19 protein-coding genes and 2 pseudogenes are annotated in these 25,633 nt (G+C 58.5%); 5 read left to right on the top strand and 16 right to left on the bottom strand.

The window, feature by feature from the left end; all coding sequences use genetic code 11:
- Nucleotides 1-31: 31 nt before the first annotated feature.
- From BN1117_RS19925 to BN1117_RS17935, 7 genes and pseudogenes are all read right to left on the bottom strand, one after another.
- Nucleotides 32-151: pseudogene (locus tag BN1117_RS19925) on the bottom strand (alpha-amylase family glycosyl hydrolase); the annotation flags it as partial.
- A gap of 44 nt (nt 152-195) precedes the next feature.
- Nucleotides 196-384: pseudogene (locus BN1117_RS19250) on the bottom strand (hypothetical protein); the annotation flags it as partial.
- Between the two features lie 249 nt (nt 385-633).
- Nucleotides 634-1,440, bottom strand: coding sequence for a crotonase/enoyl-CoA hydratase family protein (locus BN1117_RS17915; protein ID WP_040099604.1), 807 nt, complete (start codon nt 1,438-1,440; stop codon nt 634-636).
- A 99-nt stretch (nt 1,441-1,539) separates the two neighbouring features.
- Nucleotides 1,540-2,181, bottom strand: coding sequence for a 3'-5' exonuclease (locus tag BN1117_RS17920; RefSeq protein WP_052441555.1), 642 nt, complete (start codon nt 2,179-2,181; stop codon nt 1,540-1,542).
- 2 nt (nt 2,182-2,183) lie between these two features.
- Entirely contained in the window at nt 2,184-4,013 is a 1,830-nt protein-coding gene (locus BN1117_RS17925; protein WP_040099606.1) for a DUF294 nucleotidyltransferase-like domain-containing protein, read from the bottom strand.
- Between the two features lie 41 nt (nt 4,014-4,054).
- Nucleotides 4,055-5,770 carry a sodium:solute symporter family protein gene (locus BN1117_RS17930; RefSeq protein WP_040099608.1) on the bottom strand — a complete coding sequence of 572 codons (1,716 nt, stop codon included), beginning with the start codon at nt 5,768-5,770 and terminating at the stop codon, nt 4,055-4,057.
- 8 nt (nt 5,771-5,778) lie between these two features.
- Nucleotides 5,779-6,045 carry a DUF4212 domain-containing protein gene (locus BN1117_RS17935; RefSeq protein ID WP_040099609.1) on the bottom strand — a complete coding sequence of 89 codons (267 nt, stop codon included), beginning with the start codon at nt 6,043-6,045 and terminating at the stop codon, nt 5,779-5,781.
- 228 nt (nt 6,046-6,273) lie between these two features.
- Here BN1117_RS17935 and BN1117_RS17940 point away from each other — a divergent pair, with 228 nt between their 5' ends.
- Nucleotides 6,274-7,866: an ABC-F family ATPase gene (locus tag BN1117_RS17940; RefSeq protein WP_040099611.1), complete on the top strand. Its 1,593-nt coding sequence runs from the start codon at nt 6,274-6,276 to the stop codon at nt 7,864-7,866.
- A 185-nt stretch (nt 7,867-8,051) separates the two neighbouring features.
- On the opposite strand, the gene ppiD is transcribed toward BN1117_RS17940, so the two are convergent.
- From ppiD to tig, 6 genes are all read right to left on the bottom strand, one after another.
- Entirely contained in the window at nt 8,052-9,965 is a 1,914-nt protein-coding gene (gene ppiD / locus BN1117_RS17945) for a peptidylprolyl isomerase (RefSeq protein WP_040099613.1), read from the bottom strand.
- 150 nt (nt 9,966-10,115) lie between these two features.
- Nucleotides 10,116-10,388: a nucleoid-associated protein HU-beta gene (hupB, locus tag BN1117_RS17950; RefSeq protein ID WP_005315375.1), complete on the bottom strand. Its 273-nt coding sequence runs from the start codon at nt 10,386-10,388 to the stop codon at nt 10,116-10,118.
- Between the two features lie 240 nt (nt 10,389-10,628).
- Entirely contained in the window at nt 10,629-12,983 is a 2,355-nt protein-coding gene (lon, locus tag BN1117_RS17955) for an endopeptidase La (RefSeq protein ID WP_040099615.1), read from the bottom strand.
- 141 nt (nt 12,984-13,124) lie between these two features.
- Nucleotides 13,125-14,399, bottom strand: coding sequence for an ATP-dependent protease ATP-binding subunit ClpX (clpX, locus tag BN1117_RS17960; protein WP_040099617.1), 1,275 nt, complete (start codon nt 14,397-14,399; stop codon nt 13,125-13,127).
- Between the two features lie 70 nt (nt 14,400-14,469).
- Nucleotides 14,470-15,093, bottom strand: coding sequence for an ATP-dependent Clp endopeptidase proteolytic subunit ClpP (clpP, locus tag BN1117_RS17965; RefSeq protein WP_040099619.1), 624 nt, complete (start codon nt 15,091-15,093; stop codon nt 14,470-14,472).
- Nucleotides 15,094-15,179: 86 nt separating this feature from the next.
- Nucleotides 15,180-16,490 (bottom strand): trigger factor, encoded by a 1,311-nt coding sequence (gene tig, locus BN1117_RS17970; protein ID WP_040099620.1) that lies wholly within the window; start codon nt 16,488-16,490, stop codon nt 15,180-15,182.
- 441 nt (nt 16,491-16,931) lie between these two features.
- Between tig and BN1117_RS17975 the strand changes: the two genes are divergently transcribed.
- Nucleotides 16,932-17,366: a YccF domain-containing protein gene (locus tag BN1117_RS17975; RefSeq protein WP_040099622.1), complete on the top strand. Its 435-nt coding sequence runs from the start codon at nt 16,932-16,934 to the stop codon at nt 17,364-17,366.
- A 92-nt stretch (nt 17,367-17,458) separates the two neighbouring features.
- Nucleotides 17,459-18,049, top strand: a complete 591-nt coding sequence (gene yfbR / locus BN1117_RS17980; RefSeq protein WP_040099623.1) for a 5'-deoxynucleotidase — start codon at nt 17,459-17,461, stop codon at nt 18,047-18,049.
- A 98-nt stretch (nt 18,050-18,147) separates the two neighbouring features.
- On the opposite strand, the gene lolE is transcribed toward yfbR, so the two are convergent.
- The 3 genes from lolE to BN1117_RS17995 form a co-directional block, all read right to left on the bottom strand.
- A complete protein-coding gene (gene lolE / locus BN1117_RS17985) occupies nt 18,148-19,389 on the bottom strand; it encodes a lipoprotein-releasing ABC transporter permease subunit LolE (RefSeq protein WP_040099624.1) in 1,242 nt (413 codons plus the stop codon).
- The gene (gene lolD, locus BN1117_RS17990) at nt 19,389-20,087 is read right to left on the bottom strand and encodes a lipoprotein-releasing ABC transporter ATP-binding protein LolD (RefSeq protein ID WP_040099625.1); all 699 of its coding nucleotides are present in this window, start codon (nt 20,085-20,087) and stop codon (nt 19,389-19,391) included. The genes lolE and lolD overlap by 1 nt, the downstream gene beginning before the upstream one ends.
- A 97-nt stretch (nt 20,088-20,184) precedes the next feature.
- Nucleotides 20,185-21,420: a lipoprotein-releasing ABC transporter permease subunit gene (locus BN1117_RS17995; RefSeq protein WP_040099626.1), complete on the bottom strand. Its 1,236-nt coding sequence runs from the start codon at nt 21,418-21,420 to the stop codon at nt 20,185-20,187.
- A gap of 76 nt (nt 21,421-21,496) precedes the next feature.
- Between BN1117_RS17995 and BN1117_RS18000 the strand changes: the two genes are divergently transcribed.
- Both BN1117_RS18000 and mfd read left to right on the top strand, forming a co-directional pair.
- The gene (locus BN1117_RS18000) at nt 21,497-22,072 is read left to right on the top strand and encodes a hypothetical protein (protein WP_040099627.1); all 576 of its coding nucleotides are present in this window, start codon (nt 21,497-21,499) and stop codon (nt 22,070-22,072) included.
- 56 nt (nt 22,073-22,128) lie between these two features.
- Nucleotides 22,129-25,581: a transcription-repair coupling factor gene (gene mfd / locus BN1117_RS18005; RefSeq protein ID WP_040099628.1), complete on the top strand. Its 3,453-nt coding sequence runs from the start codon at nt 22,129-22,131 to the stop codon at nt 25,579-25,581.
- Nucleotides 25,582-25,633: the final 52 nt, after the last annotated feature.

Raw genomic sequence — 25,633 nt, forward strand, 5'->3', positions numbered from 1 at the left:
TCAAAAAGATGGGTGTCCTAATAAATAGTCACCCTTCCCAGAAGTGGCCCTTGCAGCCATCTTCCAAATTGGCCTGGCGCGCCAGATTTTCATTGAGCAATCGCACAAACCAACTGATGGAGTACAGCCGCTCGCGCCATGTTGCAATCAGTAATCAAAAAGATGGGTGTCCTAATAAAGCCTAATAAAGCCCCTATCGGGCTTGCCGTCCGTGACGAACATGGAGCGGAAATTCCCCACCCCCTTGCTGCTGGCGATCATCTCCTTCATCTCCTCTTCGGTGTCGTCATCCATGTTCGGGTCGGTGGCGTAGAAGATGAACGCCATATGGGCGCCGTTGAGGAACTATTTGCGCCGAAACAGGGTGGCATCTTGGTTAAGCAACAAGGGGCAGATCATCGGCACCTGCAAGCCGCTGGGTCTCTCCATGTTACCCCCCTAAGTACGAACTGACTGGCGGCCTGAGCGCCACATTGTTCAGCTTCCTGGCCAGCCAGGGCGAGTCTCGCTCCCCCTGTGTGTCAACTTAAGCCTGAGAATGAAGAGATGACGCCTGAACAGTTTGCTCCGAGGCTGGGGCCCTAATGGCCTTGGTACCAGAGTCGATGCTATTTCATTTTTCATCCCAGCCTGTCAAAGGGGATTACGGCGCGGCCCGAAGGGCAGACGCCAGCGAAACAGGCTGTTGAAGGTGGCACGCCACTGATTGGGGCGACCCAGGATCTGCTTTTGTAGCCGGGTCTCCTCTTTGAGCATCGCCTCATCACTACGAGCCCAGGCCTGGCTGTAGAGCTGCTTGATCCCCGCCAGCGCATCCGGTGATTTGGTGATGAGCGTTCTGGCAAATTGCCGGGCCTCTGCCAGCGGATCGGCGCAGACCCGGCTCACCATCCCGAGGGATTTGGCCTCGATGGCATCGAGCTCGCGGCCGCTCATGGCCAGCTCCATGGCAATATCCACTCCCATCAGGTTGCGCATGGTGACGCTGCCGCTCATGTCGGGGATGATGCCCCATTTGATCTCCATCACCGAGAAGCGGCAATCGGGGGTGCTGAAGCGAAAATCGGCGCCAAGGGCGATCTGTAGGCCGCCGCCAAAACAGACCCCCTGGGTCACCGCAATCACCGGCACCGGCAGCTGGTGCCAGCCGTAGGCGACCCGCTGGGCCAGATTGGTCGCCTCGTCCGCCTCGCGCTTGAGGATCTCGAGGGCCGCCACCGGCTGCTTGAGCATGGATTTCACATCCAGCCCGGCACAAAACGCCCGCCCCTCCCCGTGCAGGATCACCGCTCGCAGCCCCTTGTGCTGCGCGAGCCGGATCAGGGTGTCATCGATGGCGCTGAACATGGCGCGGTCGAGCGCATTAAGTTTGTCCCCCCGTGCCAGCATCACCTCGGCAATCCCGTCGTGGATCTCGCACTTAACCCTTGGTTTTTCCATCACCGCCCTCCTCTCCTTGGTTTAACTGGTCATACCACAGAGCATATCCATGGTGGATGAGGGTGACAAGGGAAAGGTTAAGTGAGTGTTACAACCCGCTTAGCGCGAGCGTGACAGCAGGTGTGCCAGGGGAGTATCGGCACGGGTCTGGGCAAGCAGCAGCAAGGCACAACCATAGGCATCTTCCAGCGCATGATGCTGGTTCAGCGGCGGCAACCGGTGACGGTCAAGGCAACGGGACAAGGTCAGACCATCCTCACTGGGTTCGCGGTCTCCCTGTCTGAGTTGATGCAGCTCAATGCGCAAGGTGTCGATAAAAGACCAGGGGCAGTCCTGCCCCCATACCTGACGGCAGGCCCGTGCCAAAAAGGCACGCTCCAGGGCGCTGTGGTGGGCGACCAGCACGGCCCCCTCCGCCGCCTTTGCCAATGCCTGCATCGCCTCGGCCAGGGAGCAGGCACTGGCCAGATCCCGATCATGAACGCCGTGGTAGATGGCACTTTGTCCGACACTCACGGGGGGACGTATTAACAGATGGCAAGCCTCGGCCAGGCGAATTTCACGCCCCACCACCGGCACCCAGCCCATGCTGACGATGTGATCGCGACGGGGATCCAGCCCGGTCAGTTCCAGATCGATGGCAAGGCAGGGTTGCTGGGCGAGCGTGAGACCCGGCGCCTGCGATACCGGTCGCAACCAGCGCCGCGCCAACGTCAAGGAGGTGTCAAGCCAGCCACCCACCGTCACAGCCCTCGGCAAAAACGGTATTTGAGTAAAGCTTGCCCCTCATTGATCACGCCAAAGCAGTCCTTGAGCTGATGTCGTTGCAAGCCAGACAGGGTCGCCGGATCGAGGTGGTTGGAAACCTGACCCTCCCCTTGCGCGTCAATCTGCTGCTGGCGGGCGAGGTGGTGCTCCCATCTCAGTTGGGCCAGCAGGTCGAACGCATCGCACAGATTGCGGCTTTGGGTCGTGTCCATTCCCCCCTCTTGTGCCAGTCGCAACAGTCGCTGACGGGTGTTGATGTCGGCAATGCCGCTCGCCAGGGCGTACACCCGCACCAGATCGGTGATAAGGCTGATCCCCCGCACCTTGAGATCCAGCCCCTTCTGCTGCTGACCATCCCGCTCGAGAATAAAGTGGCGAAACAGCCCGAGGGGGGCGCTGCGCTCAAGGGCATTTTGTGCCAGATGCATCAGAAAGAGCGGCTGTTCACGGGCGTCAGCCACAATCTGGCGCTGCAGCCCTGCAAACAGCGGGGCACTACCCGCGACCATGCGCAAGTCAAAAAAAACGCTGGCATTGAGCAGGGCCTGGGGGGTAGGGGTATCTATCCAGCCCTTGAAGCGAGCGAGCCAGGCCGTCAGATCAAGACAGAGCGCCGGATTGGTCGCCATGATGTTGCCTGTGCAATAAGGCAGGCCGCAGCGGGCCAAGCCATCACAGACAAAGCGCGCCAGCGCGGCAAAATAGCGCCCCACTTCGCCCTCCGGGGGCTGGGCCAGCAGCAGGCCGTTGTCCTGATCGGCATTGAGCCCCTGATCCCGCCTGGCAAAGGAGCCAAATACCAACCAGCTGAAGTCACAGGGGGCTGGTCCCAGCACTCCCTGCGCCAGCTCGATCAATCGCTGGGTCAATCCGTCCCCTACGGTGGCCAGAATATGACTTGCCTCATGGGCCGGTACGCCCTGACGGCCAAGGATCCGGGCCAGCTTCACCGTCTGGGCACTGGCGTGGACCAGGCTGTCGAGATCAGGCTGGCGGTGAATGTCGGTGAGCAGATAGACAGGGTGCTCCTGCTGGGCGCGCACCAGATCCGTCACCGTGATCATGCCATCCACCCTCCCCTGGCTCAGCACGGGCAGATGGTGTACCCGCCACTGCCCCATCTGCTGCAACGCTTCAAACAGATAGGCATCCCGCTCGATGGTTTTCGGCTCCCGCGTCATGACATCGCCCACCCGGGTCGTGGCGGGCAAGCCCCGGGCCACGACCCGGCTGCGCAGATCCCGATCAGTGATGATGCCCTGCAGGGCACCTTCCATCTCGACCAGCAGGGAAGAGACGCGCCGTTCGCTCATCAGGCTGGCGGCCTCCTGTACCGTCTGCGCCGGTGTGATCACAATTTTGTGGGCACGTACCAGATCCCCCACCTTGAGGGTAAAGTAGCCCTCATCCGGCAGGCGCTGCTGCTGATGCAGGGTCCGGGCAGCCAGGTGCAGAAAAAACCGGTCGAGCTCGGGCAGGCGGGTCCGCGCTCTGGCAAAGGCGTCGGCAGCCAGCCAGTAAACCAGACCATCCTCCTCGCACATCAGTTGCTCGCCCGGCTGCGCAGCCTGATAGCCATAGAAATCCCCCTCCTGCAGTTTTTCCAGCAACTGCTGCTGGCTATCCAGGCGGGCAAACAGGCCGGTGCGCACGATAAGCAGGCGATCTTCACTGCTTTTCACCATTTCACCGGCCCGAAAATAGTAAACCGAGATGGCGCGAGCCAGCTCGGTTTGCAGGGTGGCACCCACCCCGCTAAACGGGGTGGTCCGGGCCAGAAATCGGCTTACTTCTGCCACTTCCATTACACACTCCTGGGGAGGGGCAAGCCCCTCCCGTTATCACATCAATGGTCATGAGCCTCGCCAGCCCCTTTCGGGAAACGGATGCTCTCCACGATATCCTGCACCTCTTTGGGCACAACCGCCGTCATTTTGCTCACCACGAAAGCCACCAGGAAGTTGATCAGCATGCCCACCGACCCAATCCCTTCGGGCGAGATGCCGAGCAGCCAGTTTTCCGGTACGTTGGCCGCCAGCGGGGTGATGAAGATCCCCTTGAAGTAGATGATGTAACCCACGGTGAACACCATACCCGCCAGCATGCCCGCGATGGCCCCCTCCTTGTTCATCCGCTTGTAGAAGATCCCCATAATGATCGCCGGGAAGAAGCTGGCAGCGGCCAGGCCGAAGGCAAAGGCGACTACCTCAGCCACGAAGCCCGGCGGGTTGATCCCCAGATAACCGGCCACCATGATCGCTACGGCAGCGGCTCCCCGCGCATAGCGCAGCTCCGACTTGTCACTGATGTTGGGCATCAGATTGCGCTTGAGCAGGTCATGGGAAATCGAGGTCGAGATCACCAGTAGCAGACCGGCCGCCGTAGAGAGGGCCGCCGCAATCCCCCCTGCCGCGACCAGGGCAATGACCCAGTTGGGCAGCTTGGCGATCTCGGGGTTGGCCAGCACGATGATGTCTCGGTCCACCTTCATCTCGTTACGCTCATCGTTGGAGTAGAACATGCGTCCGTCGCCGTTCTTGTCGTCATGAGTGATGAGACCGGTCTTCTCCCAGTTCTTGATCCACTGGGGTGCCTGGGCATATTCAGTTCCCTTGCCATCGCTGCCGTTGATGGTGTCAACCATGTTGACCCGGGCAAAGCTGGCAACGGCAGGGGCCGTGGTATAGAGGAAGGAGATGAACAGCAATGCCCAACCGGCAGAGATACGCGCATCACGCACCTTGGGCACGGTGAAGAAACGCACGATCACATGGGGCAGCCCGGCGGTGCCCACCATCAAGGCACAGGTGATGGCGATGACGTCGAGCTTGGATCTCACCCCCTCGGTATAGGGCGCAAAGCCCAGGTCCACCGAGATTTGATCCAGCTTTTGCAGCAGATAGACATCCGGTTCACTGGTCAGGGTGGCACCGAAACCGGTTTGCGGCAGGATGTGGCCCGTCATCATGATGGAGATGAAGAAAGCCGGTACCATGTAGGCAAAAATCAACACACAGTACTGGGCCACCTGGGTGTAGGTGATCCCTTTCATGCCGCCAAGCACCGCATAAAAGAAGACCACCGCCATGCCGATGATGACCCCGGTGGTGATGTCGACCTCCAGGAAGCGGGAAAAGACCACCCCGACCCCGCGCATCTGCCCTGCCACATAAGTGAACGAGATCAGAATGGCACACACCACGGCCACGGTGCGCGCCGTTTGGGAATAGTAACGATCACCGATGAAGTCGGGCACGGTAAACTTGCCAAACTTGCGCAGGTAGGGGGCGAGGCACAGGGCCAGTAGCACATAGCCCCCGGTCCAGCCCAGCAGATACACAGCCCCGTCATATCCCATGAAGGAGATAAGACCAGCCATGGAGATGAACGAGGCCGCAGACATCCAGTCAGCAGCGGTGGCCATGCCGTTAGCCACCGGGTTGACCCCGCCGCCAGCCACGTAGAACTCCTTGGTTGAACCGGCTCGGGCCCAGATGGCAATGCCGATGTAGAGGGCAAAGGTCAGGCCAACAACGATATATGTCAGTGTTTGCAATTCCATATCAAACCTCACCCTTCATGCACATCGTATTTGTGATCCAGTTTGTTCATCTGGTGAACGTAAACGAAGATCAACAGGACAAACACATAGATGGCCCCCTGCTGGGCAAACCAGAACCCGAGCTTGAAACCAAAAAAGTGAAACTGATTGAGCCAATCGGCAAAGATAATCCCCGCACCGTAGGAGACCGCAAACCAGACTGCCAGCAGCTTCAGCATCAGAGAGAGATTCTCCCGCCAGTAGGCTTTCGCCTTCTCGTCGCTTTCGAATGCCATTTCCCAACTCCTTTTGTTAATGAAATGTTTCGACACCAATCTAGCAGCACTTTTCTGCCGCGAAATCACGACTTTAGTCTTAAGTGATTGAAAAAGGACTCAAATAGTGACAAGCCAAGGAGGGGCTGCCCCCTGCTGGACAGGAGCCAGATCACACTTCTCGCTAAAACTTTCGGGGGATCTGTGCCATAATGCGCGCCATTTGACAGACCAATCAGGACACCTACCTTGTTAAGCAGCAACAACATCACCATGCAGTTCGGCGCCAAGCCGCTGTTTGAGAACATCAACGTCAAGTTTGGCGGCGGCAACCGCTATGGCCTTATCGGCGCCAACGGCTGTGGCAAGTCCACCTTTATGAAGATCCTCGGTGGTGATCTGGAGCCCACTGGCGGTAATGTGAGCCTGGACGTCAACGAGCGCATCGGTAAGCTGCGTCAGGATCAGTTCGCCTACGAAGATACCCGTGTCCTGGACGTGGTGATGATGGGCCACACCGAGCTGTGGGCGGCCATCGCCGAGCGCGATGCCATCTACGCCAACCTGGAAGCCACCGACGACGACTACATGAAGGCTGCCGAGCTGGAAGGGCTGGTTGCCGAATATGACGGCTACACCGCCGAAGCGCGTGCCGGTCAGTTGCTGCTGGGTGCCGGTATTCCCATCGAGCAGCACAACGGCCCGATGAGTGAAGTGGCGCCGGGCTGGAAACTGCGGGTGCTGCTGGCACAGGCCCTCTTCTCCAACCCCGATATCCTGCTGCTGGATGAACCGACCAACAACCTGGATATCAATACCATTCGCTGGTTGGAGCAGGTGCTCAACGAACGTGAAAGCACCATGATCATCATCTCTCACGACCGTCACTTCCTGAACTCCGTCTGCACCCATATGGCGGATCTGGACTACGGCGAGCTGCGCGTCTATCCGGGCAACTACGATGACTACATGCTGGCCGCCACCCAGGCCCGCGAGCGCCTGCTGGCCGACAACGCCAAGAAGAAGGCCCAGATCGCCGATCTGCAATCCTTCGTCTCCCGTTTCAGTGCCAACGCCTCCAAGTCCAGCCAGGCCACCTCCCGTCTCAAGCAGATCGACAAGATCAAGATTGAGGAAGTGAAGGTCTCCAGCCGTCAGAACCCCTTCATCCGCTTCGAGCAGGACAAAAAGCTCTATCGCAACATTCTGGAAATTGAAGGCGTCTCCAAGGGTTATGGTGAGGGTCCCCTGTTCAAGGGCCTTAACATGATGCTGGAAGTGGGTGAGAAGGTCGCCATTTTGGGTACCAACGGTATCGGTAAATCGACCCTGATCAAGACTCTGGTTGGCGCGCTGGCACCGGACAGCGGTACTATCAAGTGGTCCGAGAATGCCCAGATCGGTTACTACGCCCAGGATCACGCCGAAGATTTCGACACTGATCTCAATGTGTTCGACTGGATGGCCCAATGGAAACAGGAGAACGAAGACGAGCAGGCTGTGCGCTCCGTACTCGGCCGTCTGCTGTTCTCCCAGGACGACATCAAGAAGCCGGTCAAGGTGCTCTCCGGTGGTGAACAGGGCCGCATGCTGTTCGGCAAGCTGATGATGCAGCGCCCCAACATCCTGATCATGGATGAGCCGACCAACCACCTGGACATGGAATCTATCGAATCCTTGAACCTGGCCCTCGAGATGTATAAAGGTACCCTGATCTTCGTCTCCCACGACCGCGAATTCGTCTCCTCTCTGGCGACCCGCATCCTGGAGCTGACCGAAGATGGCATCCGCGATTTCGGCGGTACTTATGAGGATTACCTGCGTACCCAGGGTGTGGTATAACCCCCAGCCCTGCGCAAGTTGGCAATCAAAAACCGGCACTCATGTGCCGGTTTTTTTATCCCGTTTTTAAAACAACGGATATTCGCCGCGACCCGAAGAGCAGAGCTTGAGTCTTCACTCTCTTGTCCACAGATAAAAAAACGGCTCCATCAAGGAGCCGTTTTCAATGGGTTGCGCAGTGCCGATTACTCGACAGTCGCTTCCACACTGGTGAAGTACTCGATCTTGGCCGTTTTGCGCAGCTCGTCGATCAGAGACTTGTAATCCACCTGGGCTTTGCCCTGACCCAGCTGAGCTTGCAGCATGGCGGCCATGCCGGACGCGGCGGCAGGGACGTTGACCTTGTCCAGCGCAACCACAACGCGGTCACCATTGGTCTCGGCAACCAGGGCTACGCTCGGCTTGCCGTCGATCGGATGCGGCAGTGTAAACACCTGGGCAATCAGGTTCTGATCCAGCTCACGATCGAAGCGGGCAACCCCGTTGTGGGTCTCCAGTTTCAGACCGAGCGCCGTCAGATCAGCAGTGATACTCTCACCGACCTTCAGCTTGTCCAGCAGACCCTGAGCCTTGCCACGGGCCACTTCACTGGCCTTGTCATGCTTGATGGCGGCAATCACCTGCTCTTTCACTTCAGCCAGCGGCTTGACGGCCTTCGGCTGGTGACCGGTGATGTGCAGCACCAGCGCCTTGCCATCGGCGAGCTCGATCACGTCGGAGTTGGTATTGTCGTCACGCAGCTGCTCGGAGAACGCCACCGAGAGCACCTTGGGATCATTAAGCGGGGCCGGGGCGTTCGCCTGGCTGAAGTAATCGGTAGATTGTACCTTCATGCCCATGGCATCAGCGGTCAGGTCCAGCGAGTCCGGGTTTTCGAAGCTGTTATCAGCCAGCTTTTGCTGCTCGGCAAAGAACTGCTCCTTGGCCTTGTCAGCTTGCAGACGGGTGATAGTCTCGTCCTTCACATCGGCAAACGGCTTGGTCTGGGCTGCTTCAACGCCGAGCAGCTTGATGATGTGGAAACCGAAGGGACTCTTCACCACGGTGGAGAGATCGCCCGCCTTGTTCAGGGCGAACGCGGCTTTCTCAAAGGCCGGATCCATCACCCCTTTCTCGAACCAGTCCAGCTCGCCACCTTTTTTGGCAGAGAAGGTATCGGCAGAGTCAGCCTTGGCAAGTGCAGCGAAATCTTCACCGGCCTTGGCTTTGGCCAGCACGGCTTCAGCCTGCTGCTCGGCCGCTTTCTCATCCTTGCCAAACGGGATCAGGATATGAGCCACATGGCGACGCTCGGCACGCTGGAACAGATCCTGGTGCTGATCGTAGTAATCCTGGGCATCCTGTTCGGTGACCTTGACATCCTTGGCGAGGTTGGCTGCATCGAGCAGCAGATAGTCGACCTTGACCTGCTCGTCGTTCATGAAACGGGCACTATTGGTTTTGTAGTACTGCTCCAGCTCGTTATCGGAGACCTGTACGTCAGCCATATAGTTGGCGGCAGCCAGACGCACCAGCCGCAGATCGCGAGTCTGGTTGTAGAGCTTGTCGAGCTGCTCCGCTTCTCCCTTGAGGGAGAATTCGGTACCCAGCAGGGCACTCATCAACTGTTGACGCACCATGTCCTGACGCAGGGAGTCACGGAACATTTCGGGAGTCATGCCAGCACGACGGATCAGTTGCAGATAGCGGTCATTATTGAAGTTGCCGTTCTCGGCGAACTCCGGCATGGCGAAGATTGCCTGCTTGATCTGCTCGTCACTGACACGCAGACCCAGCTCACGGGCCTTGTGGTCCAGCAGGGCTTGATCGATCAGCCGATCCAGCACGCCACGGCGGAACTGTTTCATATAATCGGGGTTCGCGGCCAGCTGACTGAATGCCTCTCCCATCTGGGATTCCATGCGGGCGCGCTCGTTGCGGTAGGCATTTTCCAGTGCCGCTGCACTGATCTCGGTGCCATTCACGGTGGCGGGGGCGGTACGGGCCGGGCCAGTCAGGTAACTACCTACACCAGCCAAGGCAAAGGAGAGGATGATCAGGCCCAAGATAACCTTGGCTACCTTGCCCTGCGCCCCTTCGCGTAGTTTATCCAACATCATGTTTGTACTTATGCTCCCGAACTCGATGGGCGTAAACAATAAAAAGGCGCACCGATTGCGATGCGCCTTGGTCAATCAGTATGAGAGAGGACTCTCTAACTTGTCTGGTCTGCGACCAAGGACGGTAGCCGACGGATATCAGCGACCGACTTAGTTAACAGCGTCTTTCAGGGCCTTACCGGCTTTGAAGGCAGGAACTTTACCGGCAGCGATTTCGATGGTCGCGCCAGTCTGCGGGTTACGGCCGGAACGGGCTGCACGCTCGCGTACAGCGAAAGTACCGAAACCAACCAGAGCAACCTGGTCACCCTCTTTCAGCGCTTCACCAACAGCATCAATGAAGGCATCCAACGCACGGCCAGCGGCAGCTTTGGAGATATCGGCACCGTCTGCAATCTTGTCAATCAGTTGAGATTTATTCACTCTTATATTCCCCTTTTATCAAACACCGCTGCGGCGCTGATTTCCCTGGCCACAACAAGTGGAGGTTTTATAGCAAGCCTCCTGATCAGTTGCAAGTGACAATCTGGCGCAAAGCCGCGCCACACAACGCATTGCGACTCATCACGAGTACCCGATCGGTGGTCAAGGCTACTGCCGTTATCAGACGCATGCAAGCCTTAACCACCTGCCGAATGCGCCAAATTTGCGGCGCATCAACATTTACACGACAGAAACGCGCTCGAACCCTTGTGGATTGTCCTGCAACGCCAATTCCAGCACCTCGTCAATCCAGCGAACCGGATAAATTTCAAGGTCTTGTTTGACGTTTGCCGGGATCTCCTCAAGGTCACGCTCGTTCTCTTTCGGAATAAGCACTCGCTTGATGCCGCCACGATGAGCTGCCAGCAACTTCTCCTTAAGACCACCGATAGGCAGCACTTCGCCACGCAGGGTGATCTCCCCTGTCATTGCCACATCAGCACGAACAGGGTTACCGGTCAAGCTGGAGACCAGGGCGGTACACATGGCGATACCGGCGCTCGGACCATCTTTCGGGGTTGCCCCTTCCGGTACGTGCACATGGATATCACGCTTCTCGTAAAAGTCGGCGTTGATGCGCAACTTCTCGGCACGGGTACGCACCACCGTCATAGCCGCCTGGATAGACTCCTGCATCACTTCACCGAGGGAGCCGGTATAAGTGAGCTTACCCTTGCCCGGCATGTTGGTGGTCTCGATGGTGAGCAGATCGCCCCCCACTTCGGTCCACGCCAGACCACACACCTGACCAATCTGGTTCTGGTCGGTGGCCTTGCCGTAATCGAAACGCTGCACCCCAAGGAACTCCTTGAGGTTCTCCTGATTGACCTGAACATGCCTGATGCTCTTGTCCAGCAAGATGCGCTTGACCGCCTTGCGACAAATCTTGGAGATCTCCCGCTCCAGGCTACGTACCCCCGCCTCACGGGTGTAATAGCGGATCACCCCGACCAGGGCTGAGTCATCGATGGTGATCTCGGACTCTTTCAGGCCGTTGCGCTGGATCTGCTTGGCAACCAGATGCTGCTTGGCAATGTTGAGCTTCTCATCTTCGGTGTAACCAGAGAGACGGATCACCTCCATCCGGTCCAGCAAAGGCCCCGGGATGTTCATGGAGTTGGAGGTGGCCACGAACATCACGTCCGACAGGTCATAATCCACTTCCAGATAGTGATCGTTGAAGCTGTTGTTCTGTTCCGGATCCAGCACTTCCAGCAAGGCAGAGGCGGGATCGCCGCGCATGTCCGAGCTCATCTTGTCGATCTCGTCGAGCAGGAACAGCGGGTTCTTCACGCCAACTTTCGCCATCTTCTGGATGAGTTTGCCAGGCATGGAACCAATATAGGTACGGCGGTGACCACGGATCTCCGCTTCGTCACGTACCCCACCGAGGGCCATCCGCACATATTTGCGGCCTGTCGCCTTGGCGATGGATTGGCCCAGCGAGGTCTTGCCCACACCGGGAGGCCCAACCAGACAGAGGATGGGGCCCTTGAGCTTGTTCACCCGAGCCTGTACTGCCAGATATTCGAGGATGCGATCCTTGACCTTCTCCAGGCCATAGTGATCGGCATCCAGCACCTCTTGCGCCTTGCCAAGGTCTTTCTTGACCTTGGAGCGCGCCTTCCACGGCACCTGTACCATCCAGTCCACATAGCTGCGAACCACGGTGGCCTCGGCGGACATGGGAGACATCATCTTCAGCTTGGCCAGCTCGGCCTGGGCCTTTTCCCGGGCGTCGATCGGCATGCCAGCCTCTTCAATCTTGCGATTGAGGGCTTCAAACTCATCCGGGCTATCTTCCAGCTCACCCAGCTCTTTCTGGATAGCCTTCATCTGCTCGTTGAGGTAATACTCGCGCTGGCTCTTCTCCATCTGCTTCTTGACGCGAGTACGGATGCGCTTCTCGACCTGCAGCAGGTCAATTTCCGACTCCATCATCGCCATCAGGAATTCGATGCGCTCGGAAACCGAGACGATCTCCAGCACCTTCTGTTTATCTTCCAGCTTGAGCGGCATGTGGGCCGCCATGGTGTCAGCCAGACGCGCAGCATCGTCGATCGCCGAGATCGAGGTCAGCACCTCGGGCGGGATCTTCTTGTTGAGCTTGATATAGCCTTCAAACTGGCCGATAGCGGAACGAACCAGCACTTCCTGATCCTTCTCCTCCATGGCTTGAGAAGGAATGTACTGGGCCTCGCAGACAAAGAAATCCTTGTCGTCGATCATCCGCTCCAGGCGGGCACGCTGCCCACCCTCCACCAGCACCTTGACGGTGCCATCCGGCAGTTTGAGCATCTGCAGAATATTGGCCACTGTCCCGACGGTGAAGATCTCCTCCACAGTCGGCTCATCGGTTGACGCATCCTTCTGGGCCACCAGCAGAACTTTCTTGTCCTGCTCCATGGCCGCTTCCAGACAGCGAATGGATTTTTCCCGCCCCACAAAGAGTGGAATGACCATGTGGGGATAAACCACCACGTCACGAAGAGGCAGGACGGGAATCTCGATGCGTTCTGAACGCTCTAGGTTCATATATGTCCTCTCGGCTTGTTATACCGTTGGCAAAGCGCTTGGCTGAGTATATGGGGGCGCAGAGATGAGATTCAATCGCCGAAACCGTAAAAAGCATGAAAGGGGCAAAAAGCCCCTTTCATTTGATTAAAAATCAGACATTTACTCTGATGCAGCAGCCTGGGTCTCGGGATTTTCGTAAATCATCAAGGGCGCGGAGTCCCCTTTGATCACAGTCTCGTCGATCACCACCTTGCTGACCCCTTCCAGAGAAGGCAGGTCATACATGGTATCCAGCAGCACGGCTTCCACGATGGAACGCAGACCCCGGGCACCGGTTTTGCGCTCCATCGCCTTGCGAGCGATAGCATGGAGGGCATCTTCACGAAACTCGAGCTCCACTCCTTCCAGATCGAACAGTGCAGCGTACTGTTTGGTCAGCGCGTTTTTCGGCTCTTGCAGGATCTGAATGAGAGCGGCCTCGTCCAGTTCGGTCAGGGTTGCAACCACCGGCAAGCGACCAATGAACTCGGGGATGAGACCATATTTGATCAGATCTTCCGGCTCCACCTTGGCGAAGGTCTCGCTCAGGGTTGCCCTGGCATCCTTGGATTTCACCTCGGCGCCAAAACCGATACCGGTTCCCTTGACGGAACGCTGCTCGATCACCTTGTCAAGGCCAGCAAAGGCACCGCCACAGATGAAGAGGATCTTGGAGGTATCAACCTGCAAGAACTCCTGCTGCGGATGCTTGCGACCACCTTGCGGCGGTACGGAAGCGATAGTCCCTTCGATCAGCTTGAGCAGTGCCTGCTGGACCCCTTCCCCGGAAACATCGCGGGTGATGGAGGGGTTGTCCGACTTGCGGGAGATCTTGTCAATCTCGTCAATATAGACGATGCCGCGCTGGGCCTTCTCTACGTCGTAGTCGCACTTTTGCAGCAGCTTCTGGATGATGTTCTCCACGTCCTCACCCACATAACCGGCTTCGGTCAGGGTAGTCGCATCGGCCATGGTGAACGGCACATCCAGCAGACGAGCCAGCGTCTCGGCCAGCAGGGTTTTGCCGCTACCGGTCGGGCCGATCAGCAGGATGTTGGATTTACCGAGCTCCACACCACTGTTTTCGCCGCTGTTGCGCAGACGCTTGTAGTGGTTATAGACGGCAACGGCCAACACCTTCTTGGCGAACTCCTGCCCGATCACATAGTCATCGAGATGAGCGCGGATCTGATGAGGGGTCGGCAGCTCGTCACCATCACGCTTGGGGGAGATCTCGCGGATCTCTTCGCGGATGATGTCGTTACACAGCTCGACGCACTCATCACATATGTAGACGGAAGGGCCAGCGATCAGCTTGCGCACTTCATGCTGGCTTTTGCCGCAAAAAGAGCAGTAGAGCAGCTTATCACCCTCACCCTTGCGTTTCTCTGTCATTCAGCAACCTCGTTTTATCAATAGAGGATGGATCGGCCTGTTGAGTTTACAACAGACCGGGACACCCTGCTCAGCTACGCTGGCTCAGGACACCGTCTACCAGACCATAGGCCACGGCCTGCTCGGCGGACATGAAGTTGTCACGGTCGGTATCGCGCTCGATGGTAGCCATCTCCTGACCGGTATGGAAGGCCAGACGCTCGTTCAGGGTATTCTTGATCTTCAGGATCTCCTGGGCGTGGATCTGGATATCAGATGCCTGGCCCTGGAAACCGCCCAACGGCTGGTGGATCATCACGCGGGCGTTCGGCAGGCAGAAACGCTTGCCCTTGGCACCGCCAGCCAGCAGAAAGGCGCCCATGGAGCAAGCTTGGCCCATACATACCGTGCTGACGTTCGGTTTGATGAACTGCATGGTGTCATAAATCGACATGCCAGCCGTCACCGAACCACCCGGCGAGTTGATGTAGATATAGATGTCCTTGTCCGGGTTCTCGGACTCGAGGAACAGCAGCTGGGCAACCACCAGATTAGCCATGTGATCTTCAACCTGACCGGTCAGGAAGATCACCCGCTCTTTCAGCAGACGGGAGTAAATATCATAGGAACGTTCACCCTTGGCAGTCTGTTCGACCACGATGGGGACCAGCGCATTGCTGGGAGAATCGGTCATATCGTTATAGTTCTTGTACATAAGGCATTGTCCCTAAAATAAAATGGCCCGAGTGGAGATCACACGAGCCATTATACTTAACAGTCTTGACCTTAAGTCAAATGTTCTTAGGCAGCGGCGCCAGACTTGTTGATCACTTCGTCAAAGGCAACTTCTTTTTCGGTCACTTGCGCTTTGGACAGGATCAGGTCGATGGCTTGATCTTCAACTGCCAGGTTACGAACGCCGTTCAGCATCTGTTCGTTCTTCTGGTAGTACTCGATCACTTCCTTCGGATCTTCGTAGGCAGTCGCCATGGACTCGATGATGCTGGTTACGCGGGCATCATCAGCCTTGATCTCGTTGGTGCGGATCACGTCACCCAGCAGCAGACCTACGCGTACACGACGCTCGGCTTGAGCCTGGAACAGTTCAGCCGGCAGCTCGGGAGCGTTGCCGCCCTGGAAACCACCGAAGCGCTGCAGCGCCTGCTGACGCAGGGCATCGATCTCTTGAGCAACAGCTGCTTTCGGCAGATCGATCAGGTTGGCTTCAACCAGACCGTTCAGAACCTGCTCTTTGACGCTGTTTTTCAGGGCTTGAGCCAGTTCGCGCTCCATGTTCTTGCGCACTTCGGCTTTCAGCTCTTCAACAGAACCGCTTTCGATACCGAAACGCTTGACGAACTCTTCGGTCAGCTCAGGCAGGATCTGCTCTTCAACCTTGATCAGCTTGGAAGCGAACTTGGCTTCTTTGCCTTTCAGGTTTTCAGCATGGTAGTCAGCCGGGAAGGTCACTTCGATGGTGAACTCGTCGCCCGCTTTCTTGCCCAGGATGGCGTCTTCGAAGCCCGGGATCATGCGGCCAGCGCCCAGCACCAGGTTGAAGCCTTCAGCTTTGCCGCCGTCGAACTCTTCACCGTCGATGGAACCGACGAAGTCCATGGTCACACGCATGCCATTGGCAGCGGCAACATCGGCATCAGCCCAAGTAGCGTGCTGCTTGCGCAGGGTGTCGATCATGTTGGCCAGATCTTCATCCTTCACGGTTGCAACCGGCTTCTCGACCTTGATGGTCTCAAGACCTGCAACTTCAAACTCCGGATACACTTCGAAAGTGGCGGTGAATTCGAAATCCTGACCTTCTTGGATCTCTTTCGGATCCATGGTAGGGGCACCGGCCGGGCTCAGTTTGTTTTCGATGATGGCTTTGATGAAGTTGCTCTGCATCATTTCATCAGCAACGCGAGCGTGAGCCATGGCGCCGAACATCTTCTTGATGATGGCAACCGGAGCCTTGCCAGGACGGAAACCGTCGATGCGACGAGTTTTGGCCAGGCCATTCAATTCTTTACGCACAGCGGCGTCTACGGTAGCAGCCGGTACAGTGATGGTAAGACGGCGTTCCAGACCCTGGGTTGTCTCTACAGAAACTTGCATTCTTCTACCTCGTTCAACTCAGCACTGTGTGCTGACCCTTTATTGCCCCTGGGCAAAGCCCGGAGTCTTCCTGTTTATAAAGACAACGATATGTCTTTGTGATGAGAAAATATGACGCGGCATTATAGCGGCGCACTTTGGTCGAGTCGAGCCACACATCCCCCACATTGCGCGGAGTGCAAGCACAATTCGTGCAAAACTGCCTTTTATATGGGGAGACCCGTGCCCGAGTTCAACCATTGATAGGTGAATATTTTGCATTTGCTCACCTTTTTTCATCCAACTGCCGTTTTATCACTCATTTTTCCACCTCAGCCGGACCACGAACCCGCATGGCGACTTAATTTGTCCGGCCAGACAAGGATTGCACCAATCAACCATTGCGTCCCTCCCCCTCCCTCGTTATGGTGGCAGCCAATTTGATGATCTGGAGTCACCCACATGGCCTTTTTTCGCTTCTTGTTCAATCTGCTCTGGTTTGTGCTGGGAGGTATTTTTATGGGACTGGCCTGGTGGCTGGCCGGTCTGCTCTGCTTTATCTCGCTCATCGGCATCCCTTGGGGACGAGCTTGCTTCGTCATTGGCACCTTTACCTTCTTCCCGTTTGGCAAGCAGGCGGTCAACCGCAAGACCATGACCGGTCAGAGCGATATCGGCACCGGCTCCCTGGGGCTGATTGGCAACATCCTCTGGTTCGTGCTGATCGGTATCTGGCTGGCCATCGGCCACATTGCCTCCGCACTGGCCTGCTTCGTGACCATTATCGGTATCCCGTTCGGCATCCAGCACCTCAAGCTGGCACTCATCAGCCTGGCGCCCATCGGCCAGATGATTGTGACCAATCAGGAGGCGGAATCGGGCCGCTATATCCGCTAACTGCGGGAAATGCGCGGGCAGACGCTGCCCTGCAACGAAAAAAAGGGCAGACTAGGGTCTGCCCTTTTCTATTCGCTTTTGTTGAGGCCATCATGTTATCCAGCCACTTTTTCGCCAATCTTGCCCGCATGAAGCTCATCTACCGCTGGCCCCTGATGCGCAATATCCAGCCGGAAAACATCGCCGAGCACAGTCTGCAGGTGGCCATGGTGGCCCATGCCCTCGGCATCATCAAAAACCGGCTGTTTGGCGGCAACGTGAATGCCGACCGCGCCGCCGTGATGGCGCTCTACCACGACAGCAGCGAGGTGCTGACCGGCGATCTGCCCACCCCGGTCAAATACTTCAACCCCGAAATTGCCCGTGAGTACAAGAAGATTGAGCTGGCCGCCGAACAGCGCCTGCTCGGCATGCTGCCGCCAGAACTGGTCGATGACTTTCGCCCCCTGCTCGATTCAGCAGCTCAGGATGAGGAGCTGGCCAGGCTGGTCAAGGATGCGGACACGCTCTGCGCCTATACCAAATGCCTGGAGGAGTTAAGCGTGGGCAACCGGGAGTTTGAACCGGCGCGCAAGCGCCTCGAAGCCATGCTGGAAGCCAGGATGAGCGACGAAATGCGCTACTTTATCGATATCTTTGTACCGAGCTTCTCGCTACCGCTCGACGAGTTGAACGCCCACTAAGCCCGCTCACCACATCGACACACAGACAAAAAACAGAAGGGCCCGCCGGTTTAACACCGGCGGGCCCTTCGTTACTTGTTGCAACTTGGCTCAGCGTATCAGTGACCCAGCTCGCGGGACGGTACCAGACCGCTCGCCCGCCAGGCAGGATAGAGGGTTGCCACCAGACTCATCAGGATGGCGGCGCCCGTCACGATAAGCAGATCCTGCATATGCAACTCGGTCGGCAAAAAGTCGATAAAGTAGATATCCGGATTGAGGAAGCGGTGGCCAATAAGCTTCTCGATGACACCCAGGATCTGGGTCAACTTGCTCGATAGCAGCCCGCCCAGCAGGGCGCCAAGCAGGGCACCGGCTACACCGTTGACCATCCCCTGAATGACGAAGGTAAGCCGGATCTGGCCGGGGCTCGCCCCCATGGTTTTCAGGATGGCGATTTCGCTGCGCTTCTCGTTCACCGCCATCACCAGGGTGGAGACGATGTTGAAGCAGGCGACAGCCACCACCATCAGCATCACCACATACATGACGGTGCGCACCATCTGGATGTCCTGATAGAGGTAACCCTGGCTGTTCATCCAGCTGCGGATATAGACGTGATGGGGGAACTGCTGGGCCGCGGCGATCGTAATATTTTGTGCATTAAGCACATCGCTTACCCTAAGGCTAAAGCCCTCCACATCGCTGCCCATGCCGGTGATCCCTTGCGCATCGGCCAGATGCATAAAGCCGAGCAGACCGTCGAGCTGACCGCCAATTTCCAGCAGCCCCACCACGGTCAGGGCTTCGCGCCGAGGATTCTTGATCCCCGCCTGATCGCCCCCTTGCGGCAGCAGCAGGGCAACAGAATCCCCCACCTTGACCCCCAGTTTGTCGGCAATGGTCTTGCCGAGGATCACCCCACGTTCACCGGCTTGCAGTTCACGCAGGCCGCGGCCCGTCATGTATTTTCCCGCATCCGACAGATTGGCTTCCAGCTCTGGCAGCACTGCCCGCAGTTGCACCCCCTTGAGGGCGGAGCCATGCTCCAGCAAACCATTGAGGCGAATAACGGGAGCGGCGGCCTCGACGCCCGGCTGGGCCAGCAGGTAGTCACGCAAGCGGGGCCAATCCGGCAGCGGCCGCTCGACGGCGTCCAGCTCCCCCTGCGGCACCACAGAAAGCACCCGATCTTTGAGCTCCCGCTCGAAACCGTTCATGGCAGAGAGGCCCAGGATCAACGCCATTACCCCGAGGGCGATACCGATCAGGGAAGAGGCAGAGATAAAGGCGATAAACCCGTTGCGACGGCGGGATCGACTGTAACGCAGGCCCAGAAAGAGGGGCAGCGGTTTGAACATCAGGCAACCTCCGCCATCACGCCGCTCACTAGGGTCACCTGACGATGGAGCTTGGCCGCGAGGCTCAAGTCGTGGGTCACCACCACAAAGGCGGTCCCCAGTTCACGGTTCAGTTCACACAGCAGTTCATACACCGCGGTGGCACTGGCGTGATCCAGATTGCCGGTGGGTTCATCTGCCAGCACCAGGCTCGGTTCGTTGACCAACGCCCGGGCGATCGCCACCCGCTGGCGTTCACCGCCAGAGAGCTCGGAAGGACGGTGATGGAGGCGATGGGAGAGCCCCACCCGCCCCAACATCTTGGTCGCCTTCTCGGTGGCAACCGCCACCGACTCACCGGCGATCAAGAGCGGCATGGCCGCATTTTCCAAGGCACTGAACTCGGAGAGCAGGTGGTGAAACTGGTAGACAAAGCCCAGCTCGCGGTTGCGAAAACGGGCCTGGGTACGGCTGTCCCACTGGTGGATATCCTCCCCCTTGAACAGCACGGCGCCGCTGGAGGGGTTATCAAGGGCCCCCATCAGATGCAGCAGAGTGGTCTTGCCGGAGCCCGAGCTCCCCACCACCGCCAGCATTTCACCGGGCGCGACGCAGAGATCGATCCCCTTGAGCACCTGCGTCTCCAGCTCCCCCTCTTTATAGACATGGTTGAGCGCCCGGCAGCGCAGCAGAGGTTCACGGGATACGGCTTCATTCATAACAGGGGCTCCACTTACGCCAGTGACCACAGAGGCACCAGTAACAACGCCGGTACTCGCACCGGGGGTAACAACAGAAGATGTATTATGCACGGCATTACTCATAACGCAGTGCCTCGGCGGGTTTCACCCGCGCAGCGCGGGCCGCCGGATAGAGGGTGGCACTGAAGCTCAGCAACACGGCACCCAGCAAAATGGTGATGACCTGAGCCGGTTCGACAATCACCGGCAGGCCACTGCCGCCCGCCGCCATATAGAGGTTGAGCCCCACCGCATTGAGCAGAGGGTTGAGCCCGAGGGAGAGCGCAAGGCCTGCCAGGCCACCAAACAGGGCGCCAATCACCCCGCTGGAAGCACCGAGCACCATAAAGATTTTGACGATCTCCGCTTCACCCATGCCCATGGTGCGCAGGATGGCCACTTCGCCCTCCTTGTCCGTCACCACCATCACCAGCGCGGAGAGGATATTGAAAGTGGCGACGGCGATGATCAGCACCAACATCAGCCCCATCATCCGTTTCTCCATGGCGACCGCCTGGAACAGCTCGCCCCGCTCGCGGCGCCAATCCTGCCAGATCAATCCGTCGGGCAACGGCGTCTTGACCACCTCATCAGCGGCAAACGGATCATCGAGCCAGAGACGAATACCACCGACGGTTTCTGGCGGCAGTCGCAGCAGCCGCTGGGCATCTCCCAGCGCGATCAGCGCAATCTGGTTATCCACATCAGCGCCGACCCCAAAGATGCCGGTGACGGTAAAGAGACGTTGGGCCGGTACCCGACCAAACGGGGTAAAACGGGTTCCTTCGGTCAGGATCAGGCGAACCTGATCACCGATGGAGACATTGAGGCGTCGCGCCACTCCCTGCCCCAGCACGATGCGGTAGTGACCGGTCTGCAGGGTATCAAGGCGCCCCCCCAGCATCTGGGAGTGCAGGATGTCATCCTTGGGCCACTGGGCGGGATCGATTCCCTGCACGCTCACCCCGGTCAGCTGGCCGGGACTTTGCAGCATCCCTTCGCTGTCGAGCATGGGCGCAGAGGCAACCACATGGGGTAATTTGGCCAAGTCCGGCAACCCTTGCGGGTCTGCATCAATGCGGCCAGCCGGATTGGTCACCACCACATGGGGGATCACCCCGAGGATGCGCCCTTTGAGCTGCCCTTCGAAACCGTTCATCACCGAAATGACCACCATCAGGGCGGCAACCCCGATGGCGATGCCGAAGGTAGAGAACAGGGAGATAAATGAGACGAAGCGATTGCTGCGCTTCGAGCCTGCATAACGCAGGCCGATGGCCAGCGAAAGGGGCTGAAAAAGTCCGGTCTTCAAGGATATGTACGTTGCCAACAAAATAAGATACCGGATAATAAAGGGAAACCGTCCATGACAACAAGGGATAGCCTCCATGCAGGAACAGTTCTTCAGCGTCACCCATACCACGCCGGTCAATGTGATCCCCATGCCGGCTGACTTCACCCTGCCTTCGCTAGAGGAGCTGGACGCTGAGCTGCCGGAGCCCTTTCGGATCTCCTCGACCATTACTTCCATCGATCTGGTGACCAGTCGCCTGATGCGCAATCAGAACGACCAGATACATGACCTGGTTGAGATCATCAATCAGCAATCGCGCAAAATCGACATGATCATGGGGTATGTGCTGTCGGTACAGGATCGCCCCGAGCATCGTTTCCAGACCTTGCGCTTTGGTGCCGGTCAACTCACCTATCTGCATCCACATCAGGGGCACGGCAAACCGCTAGCGCTGCAGCAAATTGTGCGACTCAAGATCTTCTTGCGCGAGGAGGCTGCCGCCATTTACTGCTATGGCCGGGTCAAGCAACTGGACCAGGGTGAGCACGGCATCCAGGTCACCCTGGATTACGCCAGGATCCGCGAAGAGGATCGTGAACTGCTGGTGCGTGCCAGCCTCCATGTGCAATCAAGACAGTTGAAGCAGCGCGCCCAGGGTCGCCAGCGCTAACCAGAACCAACGTCAGCGACAGATAACGTCAACGTTAAAAGAATCGAACCATGCCAATGACAATTCCCGCCTGGCCCGCCAAAGCGGGCCAAAAAATCACGCTCGGCCAGCTGGTCGGCAGCAGTCTCTCACTCATGGCAGCTCGCCTCACCCAAGAGGCAAAACGCCCCGTCCTGCTGGTGACCGCCGATACCCCAAGTGCCCTTCGCCTCGAACAGGAATTGCACTATTTGCTGGCAGAGCAAGGGATCCCCGTGCTGCTGTTTCCGGACTGGGAGACCCTGCCCTACGACACCTTCTCCCCCCATCAGGACATCATCTCCCAGCGCCTCGAGACCCTCTACAAATTGCCGCAGATGGGCGATGGGGTGCTCATCATCCCCATTTCCACCCTGATGCTGCGCTGTGCGCCGCGCGCCTATCTCGACAAATACAGTCTGATGGTGAAAGCCGGTCAGCGTCTCAATCTGCAACAGCTGCGCGGACGCCTGGCCGAAGCGGGTTACGTGGCGGTGGATCAGGTGCTGGAGCATGGCGAGTTTGCCGCCCGCGGCTCCTTGCTCGACTTGTTCCCCATGGGGAGCCATCGTCCCTACCGCATCGACTTCTTCGATGATGAGGTGGACTCTATCCGTCCGTTCGATCCCGAGAGCCAGCGTTCAAGCGAACCGGTCAAGACGGTCAGCCTGTTGCCCGCCCGGGAATTTCCCACCGACGAAGGGGCCATCGAGCTGTTTCGCGGTCAATATCGGGAACAGTTCGAGATCTCTCGCGCCGAGGGCTCCGTTTATCAGGAGGTGAGCAAGGGGCGCTGGCCAGCCGGCATCGAGTACTATCTGCCGCTCTTCTTCAATCAAACCGCGACCCTGTTTGACTATCTGCCGGAAGATACCCTGCTGCTCACCGTGGGGGATATCTACCCCGCCGCCCAGCGCTTCTGGAATGACATCGGCCAGCGCTATGAAGAGAGGCGTTGGGACAATAGTCGCCCCCTGCTGCCACCGGCGCAGCTCTATCTGCCGGTGGAGCAGCTCTTTGCCTCCCTCGGCCAATATGGTGCTGCGCGGCTGCAAGAGGCCGCCACCGCTGGTGATGCGGGTCAGCACGATCTGCCCATCTCGGCGCTGCCCGATCTGCAACTCGATCACAGCAAGGAGCAACCCTTGCTGGCACTCGACCAGTTCCTGCAACGCTTTGCCGGGCGCACCCTGTTTGCGGTGGAGTCCGAAGGGCGGCGGGAGGTGCTCGGCGATCTGCTGGCACGCAGCGCGCTGCAACCTAAAGAGTTCCCATCACTCGACGCCTTCCTCACCAGCAAGGCCCGTCATGGTCTACTGGTAGCACCGCTGGAGCGTGGTTTTTTGCTCCAGGAGCCGGGACAAGATGAGCTGGCTCTCATCACCGAAACCGAACTGCTTGGCGGCAAGATCCGCAGCAAGCGGGCGCGGGAGAAGAACAAGAACTTAAGCTCGGATGCGGTGATCCGCAATCTGGGCGAGTTGACCCAGGGCCAACCGGTGGTCCATCTGGATCACGGGGTAGGCCGCTATCTGGGGCTCGAGACCATCGACGCCGGCGGCCTGCCGACCGAGTTCCTCACCCTCGAATATGCCGGTGGCGACAAGCTGTTCGTACCGGTTACCAGCTTGCACCTGATCAGCCGTTATACCGGTTCGGATAATCCGCCGAGCCACAAGCTCGGCGGTGAGGCCTGGAGCAAGGCGCGGCGCAAGGCGGCGGAGAAGGTGCGCGACGTGGCAGCCGAGTTGCTGGATGTCTACGCTCATCGCGCCGCTCGCGCCGGTTTTGCCTTCAAGCACGACAAAGAGGCCTATCGCCAGTTTGCCGCCGGTTTCCCGTTTGAGGAGACGGAGGATCAGCTCAATGCCATCAACGCGGTGCTGGGGGACATGTGCCAAGCCAAGAGCATGGACCGCCTGGTGTGTGGCGATGTCGGCTTTGGCAAGACCGAAGTGGCGATGCGTGCCGCCTTCGTCGCGGTTCACGGCGGCAAACAGGTGGCCGTGCTGGTACCCACCACCCTGCTGGCGCAGCAGCACTACGACAACTTCCGCGACCGCTTCGCCAACTGGCCAGTGCGGGTCGAGGTACTGAGCCGCTTCCGCTCCGCCAAGGAGCAGACCGCGGTGATGAAAGAGCTTGCCGAGGGCAAGGTGGACATCATCATCGGCACCCACAAGCTGCTCGGCGCCGAGCTCACCTTCAAGGATCTCGGCCTGCTCATCGTCGATGAAGAGCATCGCTTCGGGGTGCGCCAGAAGGAGAAGATCAAGGCGCTGCGGGCCGATGTGGACATTCTTACCCTCACCGCCACCCCCATTCCGCGCACCCTCAACATGGCGATGTCCGGCATGCGGGACCTCTCGATCATCGCCACCCCGCCTGCCAAGCGGCTCGCCATCAAGACCTTCGTGCGCCAGCAAGAGCCGGCCGTGACCCGTGAAGCGGTACTGCGGGAATTGAAGCGCGGCGGGCAGGTCTATTACCTGCACAATGACGTGGAGAGCATCGAGCAGTGCGCCGCCGATCTGGCGGAGCTGGTACCCGAGGCTCGCATCGGTATCGCCCATGGCCAGATGCGCGAGCGTGAGCTTGAGCGAGTGATGTCGGACTTCTACCACCAGCGCTTCAACCTGCTGGTCTGTACCACCATCATCGAGACCGGCATCGACGTACCGAGCGCCAACACCATCATCATGGATCGGGCGGATCACCTAGGGCTCGCCCAACTGCACCAGCTGCGAGGCCGGGTTGGCCGCTCCCACCACCAGGCCTATGCCTACCTGCTCACCCCCCATCCCAAGCTGATGACCAAGGATGCGGCCAAACGCCTCGAGGCCATTGCATCCCTCGAAGATCTCGGCGCCGGTTTTGCGCTGGCGACCCACGATCTGGAGATCCGTGGCGCAGGCGAACTACTCGGCGACGATCAGAGCGGCCAGATCGAATCGGTCGGCTTCACCCTCTACATGGAGATGCTGGAGCAGGCGGTCGAGGCGCTGAAAAATGGCAAGGAGCCATCGCTGGAGCAGCTGATGAGCCAGCACACCGAGGTGGAGCTGCGCCTGCCTGCACTGCTGCCGGACGACTATATTCCGGACGTCAATATGCGCCTCTCCATGTACAAGCGGATCGCCAGTGCGGCGGACGAGCAGGAGCTGCGCGAGCTGAAAGTGGAGCTGATCGACCGCTTTGGTCTCTTGCCTGAGGCGACCAAAACCCTGCTGGAGCTGGCGGCCTTCCGTCAGCGTGCCACTGCCCTTGGCATTCGCCGGGTGGAGATGAGCGAGCGCGGTGGCTATCTCGACTTCACCCAGGAGACCCGTGTCAATCCGGCCTATCTGGTCAAACTGCTCTCCAGCCAGCCACGGGTCTACAAGATGGACGGGCCGACCCGGCTGCGTTTCCAGGTGCCGACCCAGGATCGCGCCATGCGCCTGAAACTGGTGGATGGTTTGCTGGCAGATCTGGCCAACAACAGCCTGTGAGTGTTTGCCGTGCTAGCGGCGAGCCAAACAGATAACGCCAACCAAAACGGGA

The organism is Aeromonas australiensis, from assembly GCF_000819725.1.
Taxonomy (GTDB): domain Bacteria; phylum Pseudomonadota; class Gammaproteobacteria; order Enterobacterales; family Aeromonadaceae; genus Aeromonas; species Aeromonas australiensis.

Coding starts and splice junctions, on each gene's coding strand:
- lolD (WP_040099625.1), bottom strand. CDS start 20,087: ATGAATGAAGCCGTATCCCGTGAACCTCTGCTGCGCTGCCGGGCGCTC.
- BN1117_RS17925 (WP_040099606.1), bottom strand. CDS start 4,013: ATGGAAGTGGCAGAAGTAAGCCGATTTCTGGCCCGGACCACCCCGTTT.
- BN1117_RS17935 (WP_040099609.1), bottom strand. CDS start 6,045: ATGGCATTCGAAAGCGACGAGAAGGCGAAAGCCTACTGGCGGGAGAAT.
- ppiD (WP_040099613.1), bottom strand. CDS start 9,965: ATGATGTTGGATAAACTACGCGAAGGGGCGCAGGGCAAGGTAGCCAAG.
- BN1117_RS18000 (WP_040099627.1), top strand. CDS start 21,497: ATGCAGGAACAGTTCTTCAGCGTCACCCATACCACGCCGGTCAATGTG.
- BN1117_RS17975 (WP_040099622.1), top strand. CDS start 16,932: ATGGCCTTTTTTCGCTTCTTGTTCAATCTGCTCTGGTTTGTGCTGGGA.
- tig (WP_040099620.1), bottom strand. CDS start 16,490: ATGCAAGTTTCTGTAGAGACAACCCAGGGTCTGGAACGCCGTCTTACC.
- clpX (WP_040099617.1), bottom strand. CDS start 14,399: ATGACAGAGAAACGCAAGGGTGAGGGTGATAAGCTGCTCTACTGCTCT.
- BN1117_RS17930 (WP_040099608.1), bottom strand. CDS start 5,770: ATGGAATTGCAAACACTGACATATATCGTTGTTGGCCTGACCTTTGCC.
- lolE (WP_040099624.1), bottom strand. CDS start 19,389: ATGTTCAAACCGCTGCCCCTCTTTCTGGGCCTGCGTTACAGTCGATCC.
- yfbR (WP_040099623.1), top strand. CDS start 17,459: ATGTTATCCAGCCACTTTTTCGCCAATCTTGCCCGCATGAAGCTCATC.
- lon (WP_040099615.1), bottom strand. CDS start 12,983: ATGAACCTAGAGCGTTCAGAACGCATCGAGATTCCCGTCCTGCCTCTT.
- BN1117_RS17915 (WP_040099604.1), bottom strand. CDS start 1,440: ATGGAAAAACCAAGGGTTAAGTGCGAGATCCACGACGGGATTGCCGAG.
- mfd (WP_040099628.1), top strand. CDS start 22,129: ATGACAATTCCCGCCTGGCCCGCCAAAGCGGGCCAAAAAATCACGCTC.
- clpP (WP_040099619.1), bottom strand. CDS start 15,093: ATGTACAAGAACTATAACGATATGACCGATTCTCCCAGCAATGCGCTG.